The following is a 24770-nucleotide window of genomic DNA, read 5'->3' on the forward strand; positions in this document are numbered from 1 at the left end:
GTTGCATGTATGTTGTCTTTTTTTATAAACATATTATGTATAAACTGTTATAAATTATTTTCTTCACATTGTTTTTTTGGAGTTACTTCATTAAAGTTTATATATTAGTTCGTATAATTTAAATTATAGGCAATTACTTTATTTTTTCGATAAAGTCGCAAAAAACCAAAAGCTTTATATACTATGTAAATAATATTTATTATTACTGTTTAAAGTCTTTTGATTTTTAAACATGGGTTTTATTTGGTTTAGGCAGATGGGTGTCTCATGCCGTCGTAGCTCAGTAGGTAGAGCGTTCGGCTGTTAACCGATTGGTCACAGGTTCGAGCCCTGTCGACGGCGCTTTTGGGCCCATAGCTTAGCCAGGTAGAGCGTCCGGCCCATAACCGGAAGGTCATGGGTTCGAAGCCCATTGGGCCCATGTTAACTAAAACTTTATTTGTATTTGTATGCTCCGGTGGTGTAGTCCGGCCAATCATTTCGGCCTTTCGAGCCGAAGACTCGGGTTCGAATCCCGGCCGGAGCATTTTAAAAATTTGTTAAGATTTTTTATGGTTTCTACGTATCCTTACTTTTTATATAAGCGGGGGTGCCCGAGAGGCCAAAGGGGACAGGCTTAGGACCTGTTGACGCAGGTCTTCCAGGGTTCGAATCCCTGCTCCCGCATTTTAACAATTTTTATATTCATATATTTTACTGCCGGGGTAGGGTAGGTGGTCATCCTCCAGGACTGTGGATCCTGGGACTCGGGTTCAAATCTCGGCCCCGGCCCCATTTATAAAACTTTTTTTAATATTACTTTTCAAATGCTCTCACTTGTTTTTTATATACTAGTTTTTTTAAAATTATATATTGAGTGTTATTATGGCAAAAAAAGGTTCTGCTGAAGAAAGGGATTTGGTACATAAATTATGGGAAAGGAATTTTGCGGCTATGAGGGCTCCAGCATCTGGTGGAGCTACTAAAAGACCTTTACCAGATGTTCTCGCAGGAAATGGCAAATTATATTTAGCAATTGAGGTTAAGACAACTACAAAAGATAAGGTTTACATTGATTCTGCACAAATTGAAGAGTTATGTGAATTTTCAAAAATATTTGGCGCAACTGCTTATATAGGTGTCAGATTTAAATATACAAAATGGTTGTTTATAGAACCTGAAAGAACTCCTCGTACTAAAAACGGAAATTATAAAGTTGAAAAGGATTATGTCCTTGAAAAAGGATTGGAAATTGATGAAATAGCAGGTATTGACAAGCAGATGAAATTTGAATGAATGGTAATCTTTATATATTATTAAAATATATTTATTATTGTATGTTATATGTGGGGTTATGGTGTAACCTGGCAGCATCGGGGACTCCAGTTGTCTTTGAAGAAATATACGCGTAACTGAACAGTATCCGTTGTGATGATCAATTGGAGTACTGAGACAAGAGAAATCCCCGGATTGGGGTTCAAATCCCTATGACCCCATTTTTATATACAACTTTTTTTCAAAACTTTTAATAACTTTCTTAATTATATTATCTTTCATGAGTTCAGAAATTATTCCAATTTTAGGTTACTTTAATGATTCTAATTATTATTTGATTGGTAAAAAAACACTTGTTGACACCGGAACAGGCCAGTTTACTGATTATTTATTCTCCCAACTTCGTGAAAATGGTGTTGAACCTGAAGATATTGAATTGATTATAAATACTCATTGTCATTATGACCATATTGGCGGCAATTATGCATTTCCGAATGCCAAGATTGCAGTTCATAAGATGGATGCCGTTTCAATGAGAAACAAGGATACTTTAGGCACTGGCGGATCCGCATTTTTAATCAATGATGGAGCCAACTCCCGTGTGGACATTGAACTTGAAGACGGTGATGAAATAGCAGGATTCAAAGTAATTCACACTCCTGGCCATACCAGTGGCGGAATATGCCTTTGGGATGGTGAAAACCTAATTAGCGGTGATACAATATTTGCTGGTGGCGGTGTTGGTAGAATGGACATCGGCGGGGATTACCAAGATATGAAAAACAGTGTTGAAAAGCTATTGGAACTTGACGTTAAAAATATTTATCCTGGTCATGGTCCAATAGTGGAAAATAATGGAAAAGACCATATTAAAATGTCTTATTCCTTTTTATAGTATTATTTTTCCAATTTTTTAGATACTTTCTTGAAAGTTCCTCTTTTAACAAGGATGGAAATCTTTTCTCCACGGCTGACAGTATTGTCTGGTTGTGGAATAACTAATTTTCCGTTTTGATAAGTGGCAATAATGATGTAATCTTTTGTTGGGGAAATGTCTTTGAAACGTTTTCCAACCACTTTGTCATTTGTTATTGTCATTTCAAGAATTTCAGCATCACCTTCACCGAGTGTAGTCAGTTTTGCTACATTTGGCATTGTTACAAATTGCTGCAGTTGTTCTGCCGCTGTTATTTCTGGGCTTATTACTCTGTCAATTCCAACTTCTTTAAACGCTTCTTCGTGGTCAGGGTTACTTACACGTGCAATGATTGTAGGAACATTATATTTCCTAACTAGAATACAGGAAAGCAGGTTTGCTTCGTCATTTCCTGTTGTTGCGATAAAGTAATCTGCATCTTCGATGTTTGTCTCTTCAAGAACTTTTGAGCTTGTTCCGCTTCCATGAATTACGAGTGCATCAAGGTCTGCTGCAACATCGGCACTCAATGATTCGTCATTTTCAATCAATGTAATATCATGTCCGTCATCAATTAACAAATTCGCTAGAGCAAGTCCGACACGACCTCCTCCCATAATAATCACATACATTAAATCACCTTCACAGATTGATAATCATTATTTATACTCAGGGTATTATAAATCTATCTTTTAAATATTTCAAAAAATGCCCTCAATGTAATCAAAACCGGATATATTTCCAATCTTCCGGTCCACATGTCAAACATACTTACCACTTTGAGTATTGGGTGCAGTGTGTGGTTTATGATTCCGAGTTCCAAACCGTTATTACCCTGAAGGGACATTGCGGCAAACAGGCTTCTGAACGGGTCATAACCGAATAAACAGAACAATGCCCAGGTAAACATTATGAACATCATGTAAAGTGTTATGTAGTTTCCTGATTGGGATATTGCCTTTTCAGGTATTTTTCTGCCCTGTAATTTTACAGGAACCACTCTGCCTTCGGGTGATAGAATTTCACGAACGTGTCTGTAAATTCCTTTGAAAAATGTAATCATCCTTACAAGTTTTATTGCACCTACTGTAGATCCGTTTGAACCCCCAGTCAACATTAGACACATTAGACAGATTATTACAAACGGCGGCCACATTCCCATTACGTGAGGTGAGGCAACACTGGCTCCTGTTGTTGTAATGGCGGATACAACTGTAAACAATAGCTCGATAGGAACGATGTTTGAAACAAAGTATAACATCAATGTTACAAGAGCAATGACTGTGATTATGATTTTGAATTGCAAATCTCCAAGCAATGACTTTCCTCTGGTTTTAATAACTTTATAGTGAACCAAAAAGCTTGTAGCTCCCAGAATCATTAAAATGATTGAAATGAAGTAGATAATGTCGTCTTGATAAAAACCAATGTTGGCATTCTTGATACTCATTCCTCCGGTTGATACAATACTGAAGGTATTACAAATTGCATCAAATACAGGCATTCCTGCAAGGAGATATAGAATAATTCCTGCTATGGTATAAATGGCATAGATTTGCAGGGTTTTTTCAAGAGTATTTTTCACACTTGGTTTAATTCTTTCTTCACGCGCTTCGGATTGATATAATTTTGAGGATACTGAACCGGGTTTTGTTAAGACACTTATTACCATAACAACAACTCCCAATCCTCCAATCCATTGTTCTAAAGCTCTAAAAAATAGTATGCTGTGAGGCAATATTTCAACATCAGCAAACATGGTTATTCCAGTACCTGTTAGGGCAGACATACTTTCAAAAATAGCATCAATTATAGGCATGTTTGTTGCAAGCATGAACACGATTCCTCCGATTATACTTGCCCATAACCATGCAAACGAGGACAGCATCATTCCATGCTTAAGCTTGATAGATTTACGTTCATAGTCTTTGAGATATACTCTAAAAAATAGTCCTAACAATATTGAAATCGCTGCGGGAATGACAAAACTTATCACATCAAATTCAAAATATATCAAATCAAAAATTAGAGGTATTAAACACATTACCCCTATTCCTATCATTAAATTTCCAGAATTTAATGCAACGATTATCAAATCTGATTTTGTTATATATCTCATTATTCTAATAATTTGAATAAATATCTATATAAATTTATAAGTATTGATGATTAAAATAGTATAAATATGGATAAAAAGTCAATATTTTTCTTAGGGATAAGTGTTCTTATTCTTGTTGTGATGCTTTGGTTTGTCGGGATAGACCAAGTTATAGCAGCATTAAAAATAGCTAAATTGGAATTTATCGCGTTAGCTATTGCTATGCAGGTATTCACATACTTTTTATACTCATTACGTTGGAAAATACTCAATAATCTCGTTGACATTGATGTGGGTATAAAAAAACTGATTCCTATGATTTTGGTAGGTTTGGCAGTGAATAACATCACTCCTTCCGGACGTGGTGGTGGAGAGCCTGTAAGAGCGTATATTTTATCTCGTGAAGAAAACTATCCTATGGAAGAGACTTTTGCAACTGTCGTGGCTGACCGTGCACTCGATACATTTCCGTTTGTTGTACTGGCAATTTTAACCATTATTGGAATGACTTTGTACTTCAATTTTGATTTATGGTTGATTATTCTAATGGTTCTTGCCGTAGTTGCAATCGTAGCAATTCTAGTTTTATTAATCTACATGTCAGTCAATCCTAATTTTGGAAAAAGAGTGGACGGATGGATTATTGGTCTTGTCAGAAGGTTTTACAAGAAAAATTCCGAGGAATTGGAAGAAAAGATTCACGGAGCAATCAATGGTTTTCAGGATACAATGAAAATGGTTATTTCAAACAAAAAGGTCTTATATTATGCATTGCCTTTATCTTTTATCATATGGATTTTTGAAATTATCAGGGTTTATTTCGTCTTTCTAGCATTTGGTGCTGTTGTAAGTCCGGTTGTAATCGGTGAGGTGTTTATTTTGGCTTGCCTTGCAGGTATGATTCCTTTGCTTCCGGGAGGTCTCGGTGCAGTGGATGGAATAATGATTATTTTCTATTCAGCTGCTGGAATTACCGCTTCCATAAGTGCAGCGGCAACAGTAATTGAAAGATTAATTTCATTTTGGATGACTACTATTTTAGGAATGGTAATTTTACCATATTATGGTTCTTCTGTTTTGGATAAAATTTCATTCGGCTCATCAAGCGAAGAGATTGAAGAATCAATCAATGAAGATGTTGAAGACTAATCCTCAATTATTTTCATTCATTCTTTTTTTAAATTATTTTTCATCAAATCCTTTGCTGGTCTTAAATAGAAAACTTTATTTTAATAATGAAATATACTTTTAAATGTTATAGAAAATTAGTTTGATTTATAATTTTAAATTATTTTTTAATCTAATTTTTAACGAACTAAATGGTGAAAAAATGGAAATTAATGGCGTAGAAATACAAGATACCTTTGCTGAAGGTTTCGGAATTAAAGTATCTAGAATTATTATTACTGCAGCTACTAAACATTTAGCTAAAATTGCAGCTACTGAAGCTACCGGATTTGCTACTTCAGTTATCGGATGTCCTGCAGAAGCAGGTATTGACCAATATGTTCCTCCAACTGAATCTCCAGATGGAAGACCTGGTTACGCAATCATGATCTGCCACATGTCTAAAAAATCTTTAGGCGGACAAATTATGGACAGAATCGGTCAATGTGTTTTAACCGCTCCTACTGCAGCAGCATTCAATGCTTTAGAAAGCGAAGAAGCATTCCCAACCGGAAAACAACTCAAATTCTTCGGTGACGGATTTGAAACTGAAAAAGATGTAAACGGTAAAAAAATGCACGTAATCCCAATTATGTCTGGTGAATTCTTAGTAGAAGATGAAATGGGATGGAAAGATGGTGTAGCTGGTGGAAACTTCTTCATCATGGCTGACAGTCAAATGGCTTCCATCGTTGCTGCTGAAGCTGCTGTTGATGCTATTCACGCAGTTCCTGGTGTAATCACTCCTTTCTCAGGCGGTATGGTTGCTTCCGGTTCCAAAACTGGTTCCAAATACTCTTTCATGAGCGCATCCACCAACGAAAAAGAATGTGTTACCTTAAAAGACCAAGTAGAAACTGAATTACCAGAAAATGTCTTCGGAAACATGGAAATCGTTATTGACGGTGTAGACGAAGAATCAGTTAAAGCTGCTATGAAAGCGGGTATTGAAGCTGCTTGCCAAGTACCTGGTGTTATCGAAATCGGTGCTGGTAACTACGGTGGAAACTTAGGACCTTACCAAATCCACTTACAAGATTTATTCTAGAGAATTTACATTCTCTTTACTTTTTTTTATTTTACTGCTATTTTGTGCTTTCACTTTTTTTAAAATCATATATTTTCATTTATAATAATTTTAATAATTCAACGCTATTTTAAATCAATAAACAAAAATTAATAAATTAAAATTATTGGTGAAGATTTGAAAATTCATTTGTAAAGATTTATTAGTCGGTGCCCACAAAGTATTTTTATATCCTGCTACTATTCGTATATTTGATTTCTGTTAAAGTGTTATAAAAATTAATGATTATAAATTTAATTTGACTTTGCTTAAATCATGGGGGTTTAGGGGTTGATTTAATGAAAAAATCGTATAAAAGAATTTCCTTATTCTTGCTTATATTGGTAACAATAACGTTGGGTCTTAGCTTCGTTTCAGCTTCAGAAAACGTGACTTCCGACGTTGTATTGGATGATGTTTCATCTCAAGGGACTGTAGATGAAATTGATGATGACTATGGGGATTCATTAGAACAGGAAACTTCAAAGATCGATACAATAATTGAAGTTGACAATGTGACTTCATACTATAAAGAAAAAATTAATCTTGAAGTCCAGCTAAAAGATTCAAATAATGTTTCCTTGAACAATAAAAATGTTTATGTGAATTTCAATGGTAAAATTAATAATTTCACCACTGACGACAATGGTAAGCTCAAACTTGTTTATAATAATCTGAAGCCAAGTACATATAAGCTGACCATAAAGTTTGATGGCGATGAAAATTTCACTTCCAGTGAATCTAATTCTTATGTAAAAGTTAAAAAAGCTCCATTGGCTATAAAAATGAGCAATTTTAAAACTAATTTTAAATCAGGTTCATACTTTAAGGCAACTGTCTATAATAAAAACACTGGCAATGGCGTAGCCGGAATTAGAGTTTTATTTAAAATTTATTCAACTAAAACTAAAAAATATGGCTATTACTATGCGACTACTGACAGCAAAGGTGTAGCTACCCTGAATAAGAACTTTAAAGTTGGAACTTACAAGATTTCTACATATATTAGGAGTCCTAAAAATAAAGCTTACATTTCCTACAAGGATTCTAAAAGCAAAGTGACCATGAAAGTGAAATCTGCTCCTGGAGAGGATTGCTGTTCCTTTTTCCTGCAGGTAAGTAACACTGAGTCAGTTGCTGGTTTTAGAAGAGACAACACTGCAATGACCACTATCACAGTTAAAGAGTATAAATTGGGCGGCATACCTGTTATGAAACACACAAATGCTAATGGATTTGTTCATTTAATTGTATTCGCTAACGGTTGGATAGTTGGTAATGGCGGACTTGATTCACATGATTTCATTAAGTCCATGGAAAAACTTGCAGTTGACATGGTCAAATCCAATAAAATTAAAAAGGCTTCCTTGAATAAAATTTACAGGTATAAAAGAAGTATTAACTTCGGTCATTTTTCAATCAAGGCGCCTGATGGAAGATATGCAGTTGTATGGAAAAATAAAATTATCACTGGTAAATTAAAACCTGGAGAATTCAGTTGCTCTCCTAACTTCAAGGAGTATTACAGACACAGTACCTATAAAAAATACGGTACCGATCCGTCTAAAGCTGCGATAAAAGTGGGCGCTACTGATAAATATGGAGTTAACAGAAGACAGATTGTTGTACTTCATTGGAAACAATCTACAAGCAAATCCTTTAAAGTCACTTCCTTAATCAAGGCCTATGCGGCAAATGACAATGGAAGATATGTAGGTGTGTCTTCAGGCTGGCGTGTGGATAATGTTAAATTCAAAGGTAAACATTTCGCAAGCACTAAACTTCCAAAATGCCCTAACAGGATAACTTTGGGTATGCATAAGTTTGGATGTATCGATAATCTTGTTAAAACGCCAACAAAGATTTCTGCACCGAGTGTATCAAAAAAGTTTAATCAGACTAGCTACTTTAAGGTGACTGTAAAAAATAAAAACACAAATAAAGCGGTTACAAACTTGAAAATTAAGATTAAACTTTCCAACGGAACTAACAGTTTCTCATACACCATCAAGACTGACAGCAATGGTGTGGCTAAGTTCGACACTAAAAATCTATCAATTGGTTCATATAGTGTTTCTTTAGCTCCAACAAATGCCAAATATAAGGTGTCAGGAAGCAGTAAGATAACTATAAGTGAGTAATTATACTCACTCATTTTATTTTTTTAATTATTTTTTTAAACATATTAACTGAACGATTCAAGGGAAAAGCATGTTTAAAAATAGATTATTATTAATATCTTTGTTACTTTTGTTTTTCATTGGTATTGGGGCTGTTTCAGCATCTGAAAATGCCACTAATGATATTGATAAATTGGATTTTGAAAATCAGGTTTCAATTGATAGTGTAGATTCTACGGATTTTGAGGAAGCAGATTCTATAAATGGATCTCAATCCACTAAAATTGCATCAAATAATGTAGTTTCTTACTATAAGGAAAAAACTGAAGTGGTTGCGTATTTAACTGATGGTAATGATAATCCCATTCAAAATAAAACTTTAAAGATGCAAGTTGCAGATAATCTTTATGATGCATTGACTGACAAGTTTGGCAAGGTAACATTTACAATAGGCAATCTCAAGCCGAATACATATCAGGTTAAAATTTATTTCGACGGAGATGATGATTATGCTCCGTCACAGGCAACTTCCACAATCAAAATTAAAAAAGCTCCTTTAGCTATTAAGATGAGCAACTATAACACTTATGTTGATTCAGATTTGTTTTTAAAGGCTAAAGTATACAATACTGTCACTAAAAATGCCGTGTCCGGCATTAAAGTAAAATTCAAGGTATACAATCCAAAAACAAAAAAGTATTCTTATTATTACAAAACAACAGACAGCAAAGGAATCGCTAGCTTAAATAAGAATTTTAAAGTCGGATCTTATAAGGTTTCAGCTAAAATCAGCGATTCTAAAAATAAAAAATATATTACTTATAAAAATTCCAAATCAGAAGTTACTTTGAAAATTAAGCCTACTGCTGAATGGGGTTGCTGTTCATTTTATTTGCAGGTTAGCGGAACTGAAAGCGTTGCAGGATTTAGAAGGGATGCCACAAATGCCCTTACAATATACATTAAAAATGTTAAATTTGCAGGAAGAACTGCAATTAAGCAATACAAATTGGGATATGGCTATTTCTTCCATTCAATAACCACATCAGACGGCTGGATGATGGGAACTGGCGGTATGGATAATGTAGGCATAAATAAGGCTATTCAGAGTCTCGCAGAAAAGATGGTGAAATCCAACAAGATTAAGACTTCTTACTTGAAAAAGATTCGAAGCTATGAAAGAAGTTTGGGCATAGGACATTTTTCAATCAAGGCCCCTGACGGAAGATATGCGGTTGTTTGGTTAAACGGTTATTGGACAGGCAAACTTAAGCCTGGCGAGTATATAAGCGTTCCAAATTACAAGTCATGTTATCGTCATGGCACTTACGCCAAGTTCGGTTCAGATCCTGTTAAGGCGGCAGTAAAAGTTGGTGCTACAGATTCATTTGGCGTAAATAGGCGTGATATAACAGTCTTCCATTGGAAATCAACCACCAACAAAAATTTCAAAACAACTTCCCTTGTTAAAACATACGCTGCAAATGACAACGGAAAATTCGTTGGAAGGTCAACAGGTTATCTGAAGGACAATATTCAGTATAAAAATAAGTATGTCAGCAAGAATAAACTTCCAAGTGCTCCTAACTACAAATTCCTGGGAACTCACAAGTTTGGAAATATTGATAAGCTAATCAAAAAGCCTACAGCTATAAGCGCTCCTAAAGTAACCAATGCCTTTAATCAAACCAAATACTTCAAACTAACAGTTAAGGACAAATCCACTAAAAAGGTGATTAGTGGTATAAAAATTAAAATTAAGCTTAGCACATCAAATTTCACAAAATATGTGGTTGTTAAGACAGATTCTAAAGGAATCGCAAAATTGAGCACTAAAGACTTATCAATTGGAACCTATGAGGTTTCAATATTCCCTGCAAATAATAAATATTTGATTTCTGCAAAAAGTACAATCGTTATCAGATGATTGTACTCATTTTAAATTTTTTTTAGTTAAATTAGCTATTTCTTTCTTGGTTAAATTTATTCCGACGATTTCAATATTTTCTCCTAATTCATCAACCAGTTTTTGAAATGTTGCACGGTCAGGGCCACTGATAATGTGTGAATGGGTGTTGTTTACCATGGAATATAAGTTTTCAATAGCTGCTTTCTGATCAGGATTGTCTTCAAGGTAATTTGTAAAGTCCCTGCCGTCTTCAATGTTCATTGTATTGATTCTGCGGGTTAGCGGTGTTGCTATTCCAGGTATGTGATACTGTATGTTTTCAAGGTTGCATCCGTATTTGCTTATTATCTTAAATTCATCGTATATTTGGTCAATTGAATGTCTCACGGTTATTTTTAGGATATGTGGTTTTGTTGATTCGATATAAAGGTCTTTTCCTCCAATCAGCTCCGGTGAAACAATCTTGTCCGCTCCTGCCTTTCTAAGTCTTGAATAATTCTCTTCTCTGCTTGCCCTTGAAACAATCCATGCATCTGGATTGCTTTCACGTATTGTCAAAACTATAAATAAATTAGTAACGTCATCTCCAGTACTTATTATAACGCTTCTGCATTTGTCTCCTGCTAATTTTGCAATAGTGTCGTCTTCGGTAGCATCCTTGGCAATTGTAACGACAGAACTTGTGTCTTCAATCTCTTCAAGGAGTTCCTCATTTTTTTCAAACAATATTACATTTTGATTTCTTCGGGTCAGCTCTTCAAAAACCACTTTTCCAACTCTGCCGTAACCGCAAAGAATATAATAATCATCCATATGTTCAATAGTTTTCATTTTCATAGCTCCTCTTGAATATTCTCCCATCTTTTCTTGAAAATTACTTAGAATAACGTTAAATACATAAGCAAGCAATGCAACTCCTCCGAGTGCAAGTGTTGTTGCAAATATCTTTTGAATCCCTGTGCGGGGAGTATAATCTCCATATCCTACAGTTGCCATTGTAATCACGGCATAGTAAATGGAATCAATCAAATTCAAATCCATTATTAAATAAGAGCCTATAACTCCATATGCAAACAGAATAAGTATCAGTATTACTCCTGTTGTTACATATTTGGCATGCAATCTTTTTAGAAGTTTTATTGTAATCTTTCTCATGTGATTTTTCCTTTTGTTAAGATAATTATATTTATATTGAATAGTTATATTTTAACTTAAGGTGATTTTTTGGATCCAATTGATATGATGGTAACAGATTATAATTGTGAATATTTAGGATTGTCAAGATTATGTTTGATGGAATCTGCTGGTAAGTCTCTTGCCGAAGAGGTGGGCAAAATTGCAGTATACACTTTTTCAAAACCTGTTAAGGTCGTGATTTTTACAGGTTCCGGCGGAAATGGCGGTGACGGATTTGTTGCGGCAAGATATCTTTTAAACAGAGGATATGAAGTTGACATCTACATGCTTAAAGACAATATCCGCTCAGAACAATCAAGGATAAACCTGGAAATTTTAAAGAATATGAAACCTCGCCTCTCCAGGCTTAACATTTACAATTTAAAAACATTGGATGACATTAACGGCTGTGAAGTTGCTAAAACCGCTGACAGTGAATTCATTATTGTCGATGGCCTTTTAGGCACTGGAATTAAAGGAAAACTTCAGACAAATATTAGAAGGGCTATTGAAGTTATAAATGACTCAAAGGGAATTAAAATAAGTGTCGATGTGCCTTCAGGAATGGATCCTCTAAATGGTGAGGTAAGCGATTTGGCAGTAGTTCCGGATTACACCATAAGCTTTCACAAAATAAAAACCGGTGTTCGAAATGCCGAAGAGGAAGTTGTTGGCGGACTTGTAACTGCAGACATAGGCATTCCATTTGAAGCTGAATACTTTGTCAATTATGGGGACTTTTTAAGATTAAAAAATCGCGATTCATCCTCTCATAAAGGAAATAATGGAAGATTGCTGATTGTTGGTGGAAGCGGAGATTATTCCGGCGCTCCGGCAATTGCCGGAATGGCGGCTATAGGTACAGGCTGTGATCTGGTTTATGTTGCAGCACCTTTCAATGCCGCTCAGGCCATCAAATCAACATCTCCAGATTTGATTGTAAAATCTTTGGATGGAGATAAGTTGTCTTTAAGTCATCTGGATGAAATTTTGGAATTGTCTGAAAAGGTCGATGCGGTACTGATGGGTCCGGGTGCCGGAATTGACGATGAAACATCTAAACTGTTCAATGTATTGGTTACCAAAATCAAAAAACCAATTGTTTTGGATGCGGACAGTTTAAAACAGGTTGAACTGTCTTTAATGAAAAATCGTGACGACATGATACTGACACCTCACATTTTTGAGTTCAAATCATTTTTCAATGTGTCCGATGATTTGAAACTGGACATTGATTCATATGATTTTAAGAAAGTTGATGAAAACATCACAGAGTTTCAGCAAATTTCCCGCCAAATAAAAGCTTCAGTGATTGTTAAAGGGCAATACGATTTAATCTTGTCAGGTACCAAATTCAGAATAAACAAATCAGGAAACCCTGGAATGACTGTTGGCGGAACAGGTGATGCTTTGGCAGGAATTGCAGCAGGTTTATTGTCTCAGGGTTTATCTAGTTTTGATAGTGCATGCTTGGCTGCATTTGTCAATGGCATTGCAGGTGAGAGGGCATTTGATGAGAAAGGAAATGGCTTTTCAGCAACAGATTTAGTTTCCCACATTGGCAGCGTGATTAAAGATGGATTATGTTAAAGGAATATTTAAAAACAGGCCTAACAGATTCATAGCTGAGGTTGAGGTGGATGGCGTTTTAGATATTGCTCATGTTCCAAATACTGGGCGATGTAAGGAATTGCTGGTTGATGATGCTGTAGTTTGGCTCAAGCCTTCAGACAATCCGAATCGCAAGACCAAATATTCCCTTCACTTTGTCGAGAACAAGGGAGTATTGGTGTCACTTTACTCTCAGCAAGCTAACAGTATTGTATATGATGCAATCGTAAGTGGTAAAATAAAAGAGCTTTCTGGTTATTCTTATCATCAAAGAGAAAAAACCGTTGACAACTCACGCATTGATATATACTTGGAAAAACCTAATGGCGATTCTTGTTTTGTTGAAGTTAAGGGCGTGACATTAATCGTCGATGGTGAGGCAAGATTTCCCGATGCCCCTACCGAACGTGGGGCAAAACACCTAAAAGAGCTGATTAAACTTAAAAAAGAAGGCAGGAGATGTGCCGTATTTTTCCTGATACAACATCCTGCCGGAACTTTTTTCAGGCCAAACTGGGAAAATGATCCTGTTTTTAGCCAGACCTTGAATGAAGCCTATGATGCTGGTGTGGAAATACTTGTCTACAGATGTGACAATCAGCTGGAAGGCATTGAACTGGTTCAGGAATCATTAGATTTTGATTTGGGAAAAAGTCTCGCCGATGGCATCATTAACGACTAGGGTTGCAACATCGTCGTAAGGTGTTTCACTTTTATTTATTAAAACAAGATTTTCACCGTTAAAGTAATTAATCAGGCCTGCTGCAGGATAAACTACAAGTGAAGTTCCTCCAATAATCAATGTTTCAGCATTGGAAATGTAATCGATTGCAAAACTCAAAACAGCATTGTTTAACGGTTCTTCATATAACACGACATCCGGCTTTACGATTCCTCCGCACTCACATCTTGGAATGCCGTCACTTTCCAGAATATGTTCCAATCCGTACTCCTTTCCGCAGATTTGACAATAATTTCTGTGAATGCTCCCGTGAAGTTCCAGCACTTCCCTACTTCCAGCTTTCTGATGAAGTCCGTCAATGTTTTGTGTAATCACTGCCTTTAATTTCCCTGTTTTTTCAAGTTTTGCCAGTGCAGTATGTGCCGGATTTGGTTCTGCATCCTTAAAGACCAGGGTGTCTTTGTAATAGTCAAAAAACTCTTCAGTATGGTCTAAATAGTAACTGTGTGAAATCAGATTTTCTGGTGTATCGCCGTATTTTTCCAGACTTTTAAAAATTCCGCTTTCGGATCTGAAATCCGGAATTCCACTTTCCGTTGATACTCCCGCACCTCCAAAAAATACAATATTGTCTGAAGTATCAATAATTTCTTGCAATTGGCTTATTTTAGACATGATTTTAATTATATTTTTTTCAAATATTAATTTTTATATATCATTTTCAATAAATGGTTTATTATAATATTGTGATTAATTTGGTGAATGTTATGGCAGGCAATGAAAACAACAATTCAAACTTGGACTGGATGGTTTACTGGTCATTTCCAAAGTACAATCCTAGAAACAGTCAGATTAGACTTATTAACCAAATTAATTTTGCAATAGGTGAAGGCTATAAAAATATCATTCTGGAAGCCGGAACCGGTACTGGAAAATCAGCTATTGCTACCACTCTTGCAAACATGTATGAAGATTCCTACATTTTGACAATGACCAAGCAGCTCCAGGAGCAGTATCTGGATGATTTTGAAGATATGCTTGTTGAAATCAAGGGTAAAGGAAACTATCCCTGCAATTACAAGGGAACATGTGATTTTTGCATTAAGGACGAATACAATCTGAGAAAATGTGGGGACTGTCCTTTTAGAATAGCGTTTAAGAAGGCTGTCGATGCTGAAAACGTAATCACCAACTATGATTTTTTATATTATATGGGCGTTGCAAATCAGTTGTTGGATTCAAGAGAGCTGCTGATTTTGGATGAGGCCCATAACCTTGAACGTAAAATGCTGATGCTGTCTTCCCATAGTTTAAATCGCGAATACATTTCAACCAAATTCGGCATTGATATTTTTGAATCGCTGATGAACAATTCCATTTCATATAATGCTATAAAAAGAGATTCTCATCATTGGATTGACTTATGTGACAGGTTAATTAACGTTTGTAAAGAGCGTATCAAAGAAATCGAAGGGGAACACAAAAGGGACGTTCAGGTCACATTGGATGAATTTGAAAACGATCCGTCAAAATTCTCCTCTCCAGACTATATTGAAAAACAAAGGCTGGAAACGGACATGAAATCATTTGCCACAATAAGTCTGGGTTTGACAACTGAGGATTTAATCATTGACCTTCCAAATCGAAATGATATCATGGAGGGTAAAATGGATATTTCCGCTGAATTCAAGCCATTTTCAGTTTCAGATGATACTCAAAACCTATTGAAATTGGGCAATGTCCGCATATTCTTGACAGGAACACTGGGCAATATGGAAAAATTCTGTCAGTGGAATAACATAAACATTGATGAGACTTATTATATCTATGAGAAATCTCCTTTTGATGTGGCCAAAAGACCGATATATCCGGAATTCGTAGCCAGCATGAGTGGAAAAACTCGAGGAATTCCAAACTGGAAAAATGACAGGGCGATTAAAAAAATTAAGGAAATATTGGACAACCATAAAAATGAAAAGGGAGTAATTCACACTTCAAGTAATGAACAGGCATTCTGGATAATGGAAAATTTAAAGGGTTATCCTTTGATGTTTGTTGGTGGTGAAGACAGAAACATTATTTTAAAAGAATTCACTGAATCAAATGAAAATCTAATTCTCATTGGTGCATCAATCAAGGACGGTGTTGATTTCAAAGGTGATTTATGCAGATTCCAAATTATTTTCAAGGTTCCCTATCCTCAGCTGAATGAACAGGTCAAATACAGAAAAGCATTGGATAAATCATGGTATTATTATCAGGCAGTCATGGCAATAATGCAGGCATATGGTCGTGGGATTAGGGATAAAGATGATTGGTGTGAGATGTATATAATCGATTCTGATTTTATAAATCTTTTTGATTTCAATAAAAGTTTTTTCAATGAATATTTCATTGAGGCTATTCAAAAAAAGAAGTAAGGTGATAGCGTTAAAGCTATCTGTTTAATTTTTGATAATTTGCTGCTTGAAGACCGTGGTATTTGATCATACCTTCAACATCTCTTTGGTCAGTTTCTTTGTCTTCAAAGGTAATTTGTTCAATGCTGTGTAAGCTGAATGGAGATTTTCTGGAAATTGGTTGGATTGAACCTTTGAACAGTTTCATTACAACTTCTCCGCTTACTCTTTCTTGCATATTGTCGATTGCTTGGTCAAGGTCTTCTCTTAAAGGTTCTTGCCAGAGTGCTCTGTATACAAGGTCTGCATAGAGTCCGGACATGTATTCAGCAAATCTTAACTCGTCAGTTGTTAAAACTAATTCCTCTAATGCTTGGTGAGCTGCAATTAATAATTTTGCACCAGGGGTTTCGTAGATTTCCCTACTTTTGATACCAATCATTCTGTTTTCAATGGTGTCTACTCTACCAATACCATGGGAACCTGCAATTTCATTTGCTTTAATGATGATGTCAATTAATGGCATCATTTCGCCGTTAATAGCTACAGGGATACCTTCTTCAAATTCGATAGATACTTTTTCAGGTTCGTCTTTAGCATCTTCCCAGGAGGCAGTCCATTCGTAGATGTCTTCTGGAGGTTCATTTGCAGGGTCTTCTAGGACATCTCCTTCAATTGCTCTTCCCCAGAGGTTTTCATCAATACTGTAAATTTTATCGTAATTTAACTCAATTCCCTTAGATTCTGCATATGCCTTTTCTTCAGTTCTTGTTAAATTCATTTCTCTGATTGGTGCAATGATGTCTAAATCGGACATTGCAAGGATAATTGCTTCAAATCTGAATTGGTCGTTTCCTTTTCCAGTACAACCGTGTGCAATTGCAGTTGCTCCTTCTTTTTCAGCTACTTCTATAAGTTTTTGAGCAATTAATGGTCTTGCAAAAGCAGTACTTAATGGGTATCCTTCATATTCTGCATTTGCTTTAATTCCGCGTGCAATGTATTCGTTTGCGAATTCTTCTTTAGCATCTATATTGTAGTGTTTTAATCCTCCAATTTTAGCTGCACTATTTTTTGCTTTTTCCATTTCTTCTTCGCCTTGACCTACATCCACACATGCGGTAATAACTTCTACATTGTATTTTTCTTCTAATAATTTAACACAAACGGAGGTATCTAATCCTCCACTGAATGCTAAAAGTACTTTATCAGTCATAAAATCACCATATAATTTTGATAAGAATGAACTATCAAGTTATATTTATATGTTTAATAGTATTTAAAATTTTTAAAGAACTCTCAATTTAATTTTGCGAAGTTTCATTTAATTTTTTTTGAAAATTGGAATAAAAAATAAGGCAGAAGAAAACTCTTAATTGAGGGAGTATAATTGAGGTTGAAAGTTATATGGGCTTTAAAAAGAAAATCCCAATTAAGAGTTTGTGTTAAAAGTATTATTTCATACTTTATTTAATATGTTGTAGTTCATAGTATATAAAAGTTTAGGCATACCTAAATTATACTGTGATTAGAACATTAATTTCTCTTGCAAACTCTATCAGTCTGGCATAGGTTGGATTGACTTTTAAAGTGTTGGTGTTGCCTATAATTATCAGTTTACGTTTTGCACGGGTTATTGCAACATTCAATCTTCTAAGGTCTCTTAAAAATCCAATATTTCCATCGTCATTGCTTCTGACAGTGGATATTATAATGATTTCTTTCTCTCTTCCCTGAAATCCGTCAACGGTTTTGACTTCAACAGTTGTTTTGTCCTGAATGATTTTCACCTGATCAGCATATGGGCTTATTATTCCGATGTCATCTTCTGTTAGGCCAACTTTCATATAATCATTGGCAAGTTTAATTGCAATTTCCGCTTCAATTTCATTTATAATTGACTTTGAATCCTTTAGATGTTGTTCACCAGAGTCATCCACAGCTGATGTATCAACAAAAAGCATAGGCTCTTCTTTTTCGGTTGTTGTAATTATGTCATTTATGGTAATGTCATCAACTGATGCATCGCTTTTCAGATTGTTGTTGTAGAACTCGGCATTTGGAAACTTCATCAAAAGGGAATTCATACGATACTGAACATCCAACAGTTGTGATTTGAACGGATAGATTTTAATTAACTCCTCAAACAATGTTTTCTCTAATTTTTGAGCCTTGTCACTGATTATTGTCGGTGGAAGCTGCTTGTGGTCGCCTGCCAGGATGAATCGGTGAGCCTTGGCTATTGGGATTAGGACACTTGGAATTGTGGCTTGTGAAGCCTCATCAATGATTGCAACATCAAATTTGGTTCTTGAAATTGACTCCAAAGCCGCTGATGAGTTGGTGGATAAAATAACATCACTTGTCTCGATAATGTCTCGAATCATTTTGTTTTCCACTCTTTTGATGTCGTCATGAAGCTCATCAATCTGTTGGTTGTATTCAATCCACTGTGCCATTGACTTCATTTTTTCAGGAGATATTCCTCTTCCTCCTTTTCCTTTGGATGCATTGTAGAGGATATCATAGTCGCCATAGCCTCTGCGGTACTGTGGTGTAGGCTTTGTGTAGGAACTTCTTTTTTCAATTAGATTGTCAATTTTATTTCTGATTTTTCTGATTCTTTTATTCAATTTGTGATTTTCAACTTTATATGCCAGTGTTTGTGAAATGTTATGCTTTGAAACCCTTTGGGGATGGCCAAGTCTTGTAAGCTTCAGTTTTTTATTATCCATCAATCTTTCCAGGATATTGTCAACAGCAGCATTACTTTCAGCTGTTGCAAGCACTTTATGGTTTTGTCTTGTTTCCTGTGAGATTAGCTCAACAAGTGTTCTTGTTTTTCCTGTACCAAAGGGGCCATGAATCAGATAAAAGTTTTCGCATGAAAGGGCATTTTCAATTGCGGATTTTTGAGATTCATTTAAGCTTTTATCAATATAATCGATATAGGGGACAGAACGATTTGGTTTGGGATTTCTTTTATTTAAGATGTATTCAAGAGCGTTTTTTCCTTTGAGACTCAAGTGTTTGAGGTTGTCTTCCATTCTTCTAAAGGTAATGTCGTTTGCATATAAGTCAAGTCGTGTTTTCTTTTTTACAACCCATCTTGGAATTCTTTTATCAAAGGCTACCTTAATGTATCTTGCTCCCTTTTCTGTAACTGTTCCGGTAAAGTCACTGCTTAAGGGATTTGCAGCACTAACCAATACCATATCTCCGACTGAAATTTCTGTTTCGATTGTTTCGGACCGTCCGAACTGAACAATCTTAAGGCCCAGCTCCTCTCCAACATATTTTCCTTTCACCTTGTTGATGGCACGGCCCAGTTCTTCCCTTTTTTCACCGGACATATGTGCTATTTCAAATCGCATAAGTTCGATTTCAGCATCTCTTTCATAATTGACTAGTCTAATTAAATTTTTAATATATTTTTTCAATGTAATCCCTAATTTATAAATAAGAGCGTTACTGTATAATTAATTATGCATTTTAAAAAAATTGATGAATTTGAAAATCTTGAATTCGCTTATGTCTGCGATTTTTCAGGAGGTTACATTTCCAGAAACAAACAGCTATTCGGAAATATTGAACTAAACAAATTGAATCAATTTATTTTAGAAAAATCTGTTTTTGGAACTCCAATCTTTAAAATGGGTGGTGGCGATAAAAAGCTTTTAATCCTGTCTGGAATTCATGGAAATGAGCTGTCACCGCAAATTGCCAATTTAAAATTAATGAATGAATTGGTTGGTAAGGATTTGGATGTGGATTTATATTTCATTCCATTTGCATCCCCAAAATCCTCAATGAACAATGAGCGTACCTTCAATTCAATGGATTTGAACAGGTCTGCTCACATCAATAACTCTTTAAGCAATTTGATTTTAAATGCAGTTTTGAATTTGGAAATTGATTTTGTAGGGGACTTCCACTCAACAGCACTTAACTCAAATCCGGGTTTTGAGTCTGTCTTTTCATCAAAATCTCCTTCACCTGAAAGCTTTCTTTTGGCAAATTATGTTGCCCGTTCAGTTGGATGCGATGTAATTTCATATGACTTTGCGGGGTCATCTTATAAAGGTGCGGTTGAAGACGTCTGTAATTTAAATAAGGTTCCTGCAGTTACCTGTGAGGTTTTATGTCCATTCGGCAATATTGTAAGAGGCAGTATTGAAAAATCACTTGCTCAAATGAGAAGTTTTTTAGAATATTTTGGGATTAATACTCATCAAATGCTCTCGGATTAACACTTTTAATTATATATGATATATTAAAGTGTAAGGTGATTACAATATCTTCTTATAAAGGGCATTCTGTATTTGCATTACTTCTTTCATTGATGTTTTTTCATAGTCCTCTGTTGATTGCTTTAACTTTGATTGGTGCAAATATTCCTGACTTTGATCATAAATTTAAAAAGGACAATGTCTATAAGTTGATTATTTTAGGATTGATAGTGTTCATTTCACTTTATATCCTTAAATTACCTTATTTGATAGGTTTAATCATAGTCTTTTTAGGGGCTTGTTTTTATTTTTCAGAGCATCGAAGTTTCACCCATTCAATTTTTGGCGTTGTCATATTGACATCAGCTGTTTCTCTAATTGTTATCTGGGCTTTTCAGCTGGTCACATCATTTACAATTATAGATAATCAGTATTATTTATTGGCAATAATAATTGCTCTTTTAAGCTTTTTATTTTTAAACAAGAAGCTTCTGATGGTATTTTTACCAGTATTTTTCATAAGCGTTGTGATTGTCCCATTTTTCAACATCAATTATTTGGAAATAATATTTGCGTCATTCCTTGGTTTATTTTCACATATTGTTTTAGATTCATTCACTCCTGCAGGGATAAAGATATTTGCTCCATTATCCTCAAAAAAAGTATTTAGACAATTTGGATTGGTTTGCATTTTTGTATTGGTGATTGTTGCAATGCTTTATCAGGGTCCGTTCTATTATAATTTTTTTGAAAATTATGTAATCTCATAGCCATTTAATAATATTGAAATATATAATAATATTCATGGTCGAAATTTCAGTAATATTGCCTGTTTACAATAGTCAAGAATATTTGAAAGAATGTTTGGATAGTATTTTAAATCAGACATTCAAGGATATTGAAGTATTATGCATTAATGATGGGTCTAGTGATAATTCTTTGGAAATTTTAAGGGATTATGAAGCAGATGAGCGAGTTACTGTCATTGACCAGGAAAATATGGGAGTTGCAAAAACCAGAAATAAGGCACTGGAAATTGTTAAAGGCAAATATGTTTACTTTATGGATTCTGATGATTATCTTGATTCCAATGCTTTTAAGAAGTTGCATGATAATCTAATATCAAATGATTCTGATTTTTGCATACTGAAAGCTATTTTTGTAAATGCAAATGAAAAGTATAAGTTTCCCGCTTTTGATTTGGATAAGGAATTCGGCAAAGTCAATTTCAATAAATTCACATTTACCTATAAGGATGTCAAGAGTCATGTTTTAAATGACTTGTTTGCTCCATGGCTTAAAATGTACAAACGTGAATTTTTAATGAGTGATGATGATTTCACATTTCCAGAAATCAAATCATATTCCGATGCACCATTCCACGTTAAGACCATGCTGAAGGCTAAAAGGATATCATTTGTGCCTGAATATCTGTACTATTATCGTGAAAATGACGGTTCATTGGTGCATTCATCCTCAAACACAATTAACTTTTTTATCCTTTCAGACATTATCAAAAACTATCTTGAGAATAACGGATTCATGAGTGAATTCAAAAAGGAATTTGAGGCATTTCAAGTTGTAAAACTTGTGTATTACATGGGATTTTCTGATTCTGATGAGTATTATCTAAAAGCTAAAGATGAATTGGAAAAAATAGACTTTGAAAACAATTCTTTAATTCAGCAAAAGGATAAGGATAAGGCAAACCTTGTTTTGGATTCTCAGACTCTAAAAGAGGCCAGTTTGGCTATACAGTTGTATGACTGCAAACGTAAGGTTGACACATTGGAAAATTCCAAAAGCTGGAAGATTACAAAGCCTATCAGAAGGTTAACATCATCATTAAAATAGATTGTTGCAAACGAAAAACAATCCTGAATTTTTTACCCATAGGCAGAATTTTGATACAATATAAAGCACAGGCAGTTCTATCAACGGTCCTATAACAAGGGCTATTGAAATTAATTCGTGTCCCGGAAATGAGTTTATTGCAATTGCAAGTGCCAATGGGGAATTTCGTGCAAGTGTGGTCATGGTAAGGCTGGCATATTCGGAATATGAGAAATTAACTTTTTCTGATACTAAAAGATCAATTATGACATTAACGCCAAAGAATATGATTAATGGGATGAATATACTTACTACAGAGTTTAGATTGTTAAATAGCAGTCCTCCCTGACTTGCGAATATGCAAAATACCGCAAGTGATAAAAACCAGATTTGCAGATTGGTAAACAGTTCTGTGGCATTTTCTTTTAATTCACTATTCAATATGAATTTTGTAATTTGCGCTGCAATGAATGGTATTACAATTACAATTAAAAGGGAATATGCAAGCTGTGAGTAATCCATTGTGTTTGCGCTTGAGAAAAATATCACCAGATATATCGGAAGCAAGATGATTTGCAACACTAAATTAATTGGCAATATGGAAAGACTTAATTTGACATCTCCCTTTGCCATTTTGGTAAAAACAAGATACCAGTCGGTACATGGAGTTAATATCAGCATGAAAAATCCAATTACAATGTCCAGATTTCCTTTTAAAAATAGGGATCCTAAAAAGTATCCGAATAATGGTGTCCATATGAAGTTTATTATTAAACTTGTGGATGTGAATTTGACGTTTTTAAAACTGTCTTTAAGTTCATTAAGTGGAACCTCAAGGAATAATCCGTAAAGCATCAGGCATAGGAATATGTTGATTAGATATTCGCTGTTTTGTGCAATAATGTCAATGTTACTAAATATCAATCCTATGACAACAGCCGAAAAAATTATTATCGGTTCTAGTTTTTCTATTAAATCCATGCTTCCACCTTTTAGGTATGACTAAATTTTATATGTCATAATATATACTTTTTTCTTACATTTAAATTTTCTTTATTTCCTAATTTGACCCCTAAATTTTTCTTATTTCCGCTTTAATGCTAATTAAATTTAGTGTTTATATTTTTTAAAAAAATATTTCATATGTTATTGATTTTTCATTAGCTTTTTTTTAAAAATGCATACATTTATAATAAATAATCATGATAAATAATAATATTATTATATAGTCAGTATTATGACTATTATTAATATTAACGAAATGGAGCTTGTTTAATGTTTTTGACTAGAATTGGCTATGGAATTGTATATTTCTTAGTTCTTATTTATGAAATAATTAAAGCAACATTCGATGTTTGTTTTAATTCAATTATGAGAAGAAATATTGATCCTATTGTTGTTGATATTGAAACAGTATTAGAGAGACCTGTTTCACAGACAATTTTAGCAAACAGTATTTCTTTAACTCCTGGTACTTTGTCTGTTGATTTAGACAGTGAGAATAACATTATTAAAGTAGCTGCTATTTCTCCAAGAAAAAAAGAGGATATCATTCCTTTTGAACCGTATATTAAGAAAATGTTAGAATGATAACATTTCCTAAAAATAATCGAGTGAGATAGTATGGATATATTGTTTATTTCAAAATATTTAGTGGTTATTGCATTAATCATATTAATGTTGGCTGCTTTAAGAGCAAGTGCATATAAATCCACTTCAATGGGGCTTTTAGGAAGCTCCGTTATTGTTAATGCTTTTGCATTATCATTATTAATTATCGGTGGTTTATATAATCTTGAATTCTATAGGGATATATCATTAGCTTTAATATTCTTTGGTTTTGTAGGCACTGTTGCTTTTGCTGTTGTTTTGGGAGGTGATGATGAATGATAGAATACATTCAATCAGCACTACTTATTATTTCAGCAATCTTAATCATTATATCTGCAGTTGGTGTTTTAAGCCTTAAAAAAGACTCTAAAAATGTTGTTTATGCAAGAATACACATTTTTGGTGTTTTTGATATTGCTTGTATTATTGCTATGATTGGCCTTGGCCAATATTTACTTGCAGGAATATATTTCATTCTTGCACCGTTTATTGCTCATGCAATAGCTAACGCTTATTGGAAAAAAGAAGATAGAGAAAATAATTTGGACTTAGTGACTGTTGAAGAAGTTGTAGATGATAACAATCCTTTCATACATTCTAAAGAAAAAATGCAGGCTTTAGAAAGTGAAAATTCAGAAAAACTCAAAGCCGATGAAAGGTTCTCAGTTACTATGTTTGATATTGATGAGGAGGAGTAAG

Annotated in this window: 22 protein-coding genes and 6 tRNA genes; 21 read left to right on the plus strand and 7 right to left on the minus strand. The window is 34.5% G+C overall.

Annotated elements, in window-relative coordinates; translation table 11 throughout:
- Positions 1 to 269: 269 nt before the first annotated feature.
- The 8 genes from ACKI30_RS03690 to ACKI30_RS03725 all read left to right on the plus strand — a co-directional run bounded on the left by ACKI30_RS03690 (position 270) and on the right by ACKI30_RS03725 (position 2149).
- A tRNA-Asn gene (locus ACKI30_RS03690) sits at positions 270 to 342 on the plus strand.
- Positions 343 to 347: 5 nt separating this feature from the next.
- A tRNA-Ile gene (locus ACKI30_RS03695) sits at positions 348 to 421 on the plus strand.
- Between the two features lie 30 nt (positions 422 to 451).
- Positions 452 to 526: transfer RNA gene (locus ACKI30_RS03700), tRNA-Glu, on the plus strand.
- Between the two features lie 57 nt (positions 527 to 583).
- Positions 584 to 666: transfer RNA gene (locus ACKI30_RS03705), tRNA-Leu, on the plus strand.
- Between the two features lie 32 nt (positions 667 to 698).
- Positions 699 to 774 (plus strand) — tRNA-His (locus tag ACKI30_RS03710).
- 90 nt (positions 775 to 864) lie between these two features.
- Complete coding sequence (hjc, locus tag ACKI30_RS03715) at positions 865 to 1275, plus strand: Holliday junction resolvase Hjc (protein WP_407409981.1); 411 nt, start codon at positions 865 to 867, stop codon at positions 1273 to 1275.
- Between the two features lie 52 nt (positions 1276 to 1327).
- A tRNA-Trp gene (locus ACKI30_RS03720) sits at positions 1328 to 1475 on the plus strand.
- A 59-nt stretch (positions 1476 to 1534) separates the two neighbouring features.
- A complete protein-coding gene (locus tag ACKI30_RS03725; RefSeq protein ID WP_407409983.1) occupies positions 1535 to 2149 on the plus strand; it encodes an MBL fold metallo-hydrolase in 615 nt (204 codons plus the stop codon).
- Positions 2150 to 2151: 2 nt separating this feature from the next.
- Here ACKI30_RS03725 and ACKI30_RS03730 read toward each other — a convergent pair whose 3' ends face one another.
- On the minus strand, positions 2152 to 2802 hold the full coding sequence (locus tag ACKI30_RS03730) for a TrkA family potassium uptake protein (RefSeq protein ID WP_292739130.1): 651 nt from the start codon (positions 2800 to 2802) through the stop codon (positions 2152 to 2154).
- A gap of 53 nt (positions 2803 to 2855) precedes the next feature.
- Positions 2856 to 4289, minus strand: a complete 1434-nt coding sequence (locus ACKI30_RS03735; protein ID WP_407409986.1) for a TrkH family potassium uptake protein — start codon at positions 4287 to 4289, stop codon at positions 2856 to 2858.
- 66 nt (positions 4290 to 4355) lie between these two features.
- Here ACKI30_RS03735 and ACKI30_RS03740 point away from each other — a divergent pair, with 66 nt between their 5' ends.
- The 4 genes from ACKI30_RS03740 (at position 4356) to ACKI30_RS03755 (ending at position 10548) form a co-directional block, all read left to right on the plus strand.
- Positions 4356 to 5417, plus strand: coding sequence for a UPF0104 family protein (locus ACKI30_RS03740; RefSeq protein ID WP_407409987.1), 1062 nt, complete (start codon positions 4356 to 4358; stop codon positions 5415 to 5417).
- 181 nt (positions 5418 to 5598) lie between these two features.
- Entirely contained in the window at positions 5599 to 6483 is an 885-nt protein-coding gene (gene fhcD, locus ACKI30_RS03745; RefSeq protein ID WP_407409989.1) for a formylmethanofuran--tetrahydromethanopterin N-formyltransferase, read from the plus strand.
- Between the two features lie 317 nt (positions 6484 to 6800).
- Positions 6801 to 8642 carry a hypothetical protein gene (locus ACKI30_RS03750; protein WP_407409991.1) on the plus strand — a complete coding sequence of 614 codons (1842 nt, stop codon included), beginning with the start codon at positions 6801 to 6803 and terminating at the stop codon, positions 8640 to 8642.
- A gap of 70 nt (positions 8643 to 8712) precedes the next feature.
- Positions 8713 to 10548 carry a hypothetical protein gene (locus tag ACKI30_RS03755; protein ID WP_407409993.1) on the plus strand — a complete coding sequence of 612 codons (1836 nt, stop codon included), beginning with the start codon at positions 8713 to 8715 and terminating at the stop codon, positions 10546 to 10548.
- A 6-nt stretch (positions 10549 to 10554) separates the two neighbouring features.
- Here the strand turns inward: ACKI30_RS03755 and ACKI30_RS03760 are convergent, their stop codons facing one another.
- Positions 10555 to 11685, minus strand: coding sequence for an NAD-binding protein (locus ACKI30_RS03760; protein WP_407409995.1), 1131 nt, complete (start codon positions 11683 to 11685; stop codon positions 10555 to 10557).
- Between the two features lie 69 nt (positions 11686 to 11754).
- Here ACKI30_RS03760 and ACKI30_RS03765 point away from each other — a divergent pair, with 69 nt between their 5' ends.
- Both ACKI30_RS03765 and sfsA read left to right on the plus strand, forming a co-directional pair.
- Positions 11755 to 13296: an NAD(P)H-hydrate dehydratase gene (locus ACKI30_RS03765; RefSeq protein ID WP_407409997.1), complete on the plus strand. Its 1542-nt coding sequence runs from the start codon at positions 11755 to 11757 to the stop codon at positions 13294 to 13296.
- Positions 13283 to 13999, plus strand: coding sequence for a DNA/RNA nuclease SfsA (gene sfsA / locus ACKI30_RS03770; RefSeq protein ID WP_407409999.1), 717 nt, complete (start codon positions 13283 to 13285; stop codon positions 13997 to 13999). The genes ACKI30_RS03765 and sfsA overlap by 14 nt, the downstream gene beginning before the upstream one ends.
- On the opposite strand, the gene ACKI30_RS03775 is transcribed toward sfsA, so the two are convergent.
- Positions 13949 to 14674, minus strand: a complete 726-nt coding sequence (locus ACKI30_RS03775) for an NAD-dependent protein deacylase (RefSeq protein WP_407410001.1) — start codon at positions 14672 to 14674, stop codon at positions 13949 to 13951. The genes sfsA and ACKI30_RS03775 overlap by 51 nt on opposite strands.
- Positions 14675 to 14766: 92 nt before the next feature.
- Between ACKI30_RS03775 and ACKI30_RS03780 the strand changes: the two genes are divergently transcribed.
- The gene (locus ACKI30_RS03780; protein WP_407410003.1) at positions 14767 to 16419 is read left to right on the plus strand and encodes a helicase C-terminal domain-containing protein; all 1653 of its coding nucleotides are present in this window, start codon (positions 14767 to 14769) and stop codon (positions 16417 to 16419) included.
- A 16-nt stretch (positions 16420 to 16435) separates the two neighbouring features.
- Here ACKI30_RS03780 and ACKI30_RS03785 read toward each other — a convergent pair whose 3' ends face one another.
- Entirely contained in the window at positions 16436 to 17614 is a 1179-nt protein-coding gene (locus ACKI30_RS03785; RefSeq protein WP_407410005.1) for an argininosuccinate synthase, read from the minus strand.
- Between the two features lie 301 nt (positions 17615 to 17915).
- Positions 17916 to 19838 (minus strand): IGHMBP2 family helicase, encoded by a 1923-nt coding sequence (locus ACKI30_RS03790; protein ID WP_407410007.1) that lies wholly within the window; start codon positions 19836 to 19838, stop codon positions 17916 to 17918.
- Between the two features lie 45 nt (positions 19839 to 19883).
- Between ACKI30_RS03790 and ACKI30_RS03795 the strand changes: the two genes are divergently transcribed.
- Genes ACKI30_RS03795 through ACKI30_RS03805 form a run of 3 tightly spaced genes read left to right on the plus strand, consistent with a single transcriptional unit; the run spans position 19884 to position 22481 of the window.
- Positions 19884 to 20648, plus strand: coding sequence for a succinylglutamate desuccinylase/aspartoacylase family protein (locus tag ACKI30_RS03795; protein ID WP_407410009.1), 765 nt, complete (start codon positions 19884 to 19886; stop codon positions 20646 to 20648).
- A gap of 44 nt (positions 20649 to 20692) precedes the next feature.
- Complete coding sequence (locus ACKI30_RS03800) at positions 20693 to 21397, plus strand: metal-dependent hydrolase (RefSeq protein ID WP_407410093.1); 705 nt, start codon at positions 20693 to 20695, stop codon at positions 21395 to 21397.
- A 34-nt stretch (positions 21398 to 21431) separates the two neighbouring features.
- Positions 21432 to 22481, plus strand: coding sequence for a glycosyltransferase family 2 protein (locus tag ACKI30_RS03805; RefSeq protein ID WP_407410011.1), 1050 nt, complete (start codon positions 21432 to 21434; stop codon positions 22479 to 22481).
- Here the strand turns inward: ACKI30_RS03805 and ACKI30_RS03810 are convergent.
- Positions 22473 to 23441, minus strand: a complete 969-nt coding sequence (locus ACKI30_RS03810; RefSeq protein ID WP_407410013.1) for an arsenic resistance protein — start codon at positions 23439 to 23441, stop codon at positions 22473 to 22475. The genes ACKI30_RS03805 and ACKI30_RS03810 overlap by 9 nt on opposite strands.
- Positions 23442 to 23735: 294 nt before the next feature.
- Here ACKI30_RS03810 and ACKI30_RS03815 point away from each other — a divergent pair, with 294 nt between their 5' ends.
- The 3 genes from ACKI30_RS03815 to ACKI30_RS03825 are packed head-to-tail and all read left to right on the plus strand — an operon-like array spanning position 23736 to position 24769.
- Complete coding sequence (locus ACKI30_RS03815) at positions 23736 to 24050, plus strand: monovalent cation/H+ antiporter subunit E (RefSeq protein ID WP_295160270.1); 315 nt, start codon at positions 23736 to 23738, stop codon at positions 24048 to 24050.
- 33 nt (positions 24051 to 24083) lie between these two features.
- On the plus strand, positions 24084 to 24350 hold the full coding sequence (locus tag ACKI30_RS03820; protein WP_407410015.1) for a monovalent cation/H+ antiporter complex subunit F: 267 nt from the start codon (positions 24084 to 24086) through the stop codon (positions 24348 to 24350).
- Positions 24347 to 24769 carry a cation:proton antiporter gene (locus ACKI30_RS03825; protein ID WP_407410017.1) on the plus strand — a complete coding sequence of 141 codons (423 nt, stop codon included), beginning with the start codon at positions 24347 to 24349 and terminating at the stop codon, positions 24767 to 24769. Before ACKI30_RS03820 ends, ACKI30_RS03825 begins: the two co-directional genes overlap by 4 nt.
- Position 24770 lies beyond the last annotated feature (1 nt).

It is taken from the genome of Methanobrevibacter sp. (assembly GCF_045539575.1).
Lineage (GTDB): Archaea > Methanobacteriota > Methanobacteria > Methanobacteriales > Methanobacteriaceae > Methanocatella.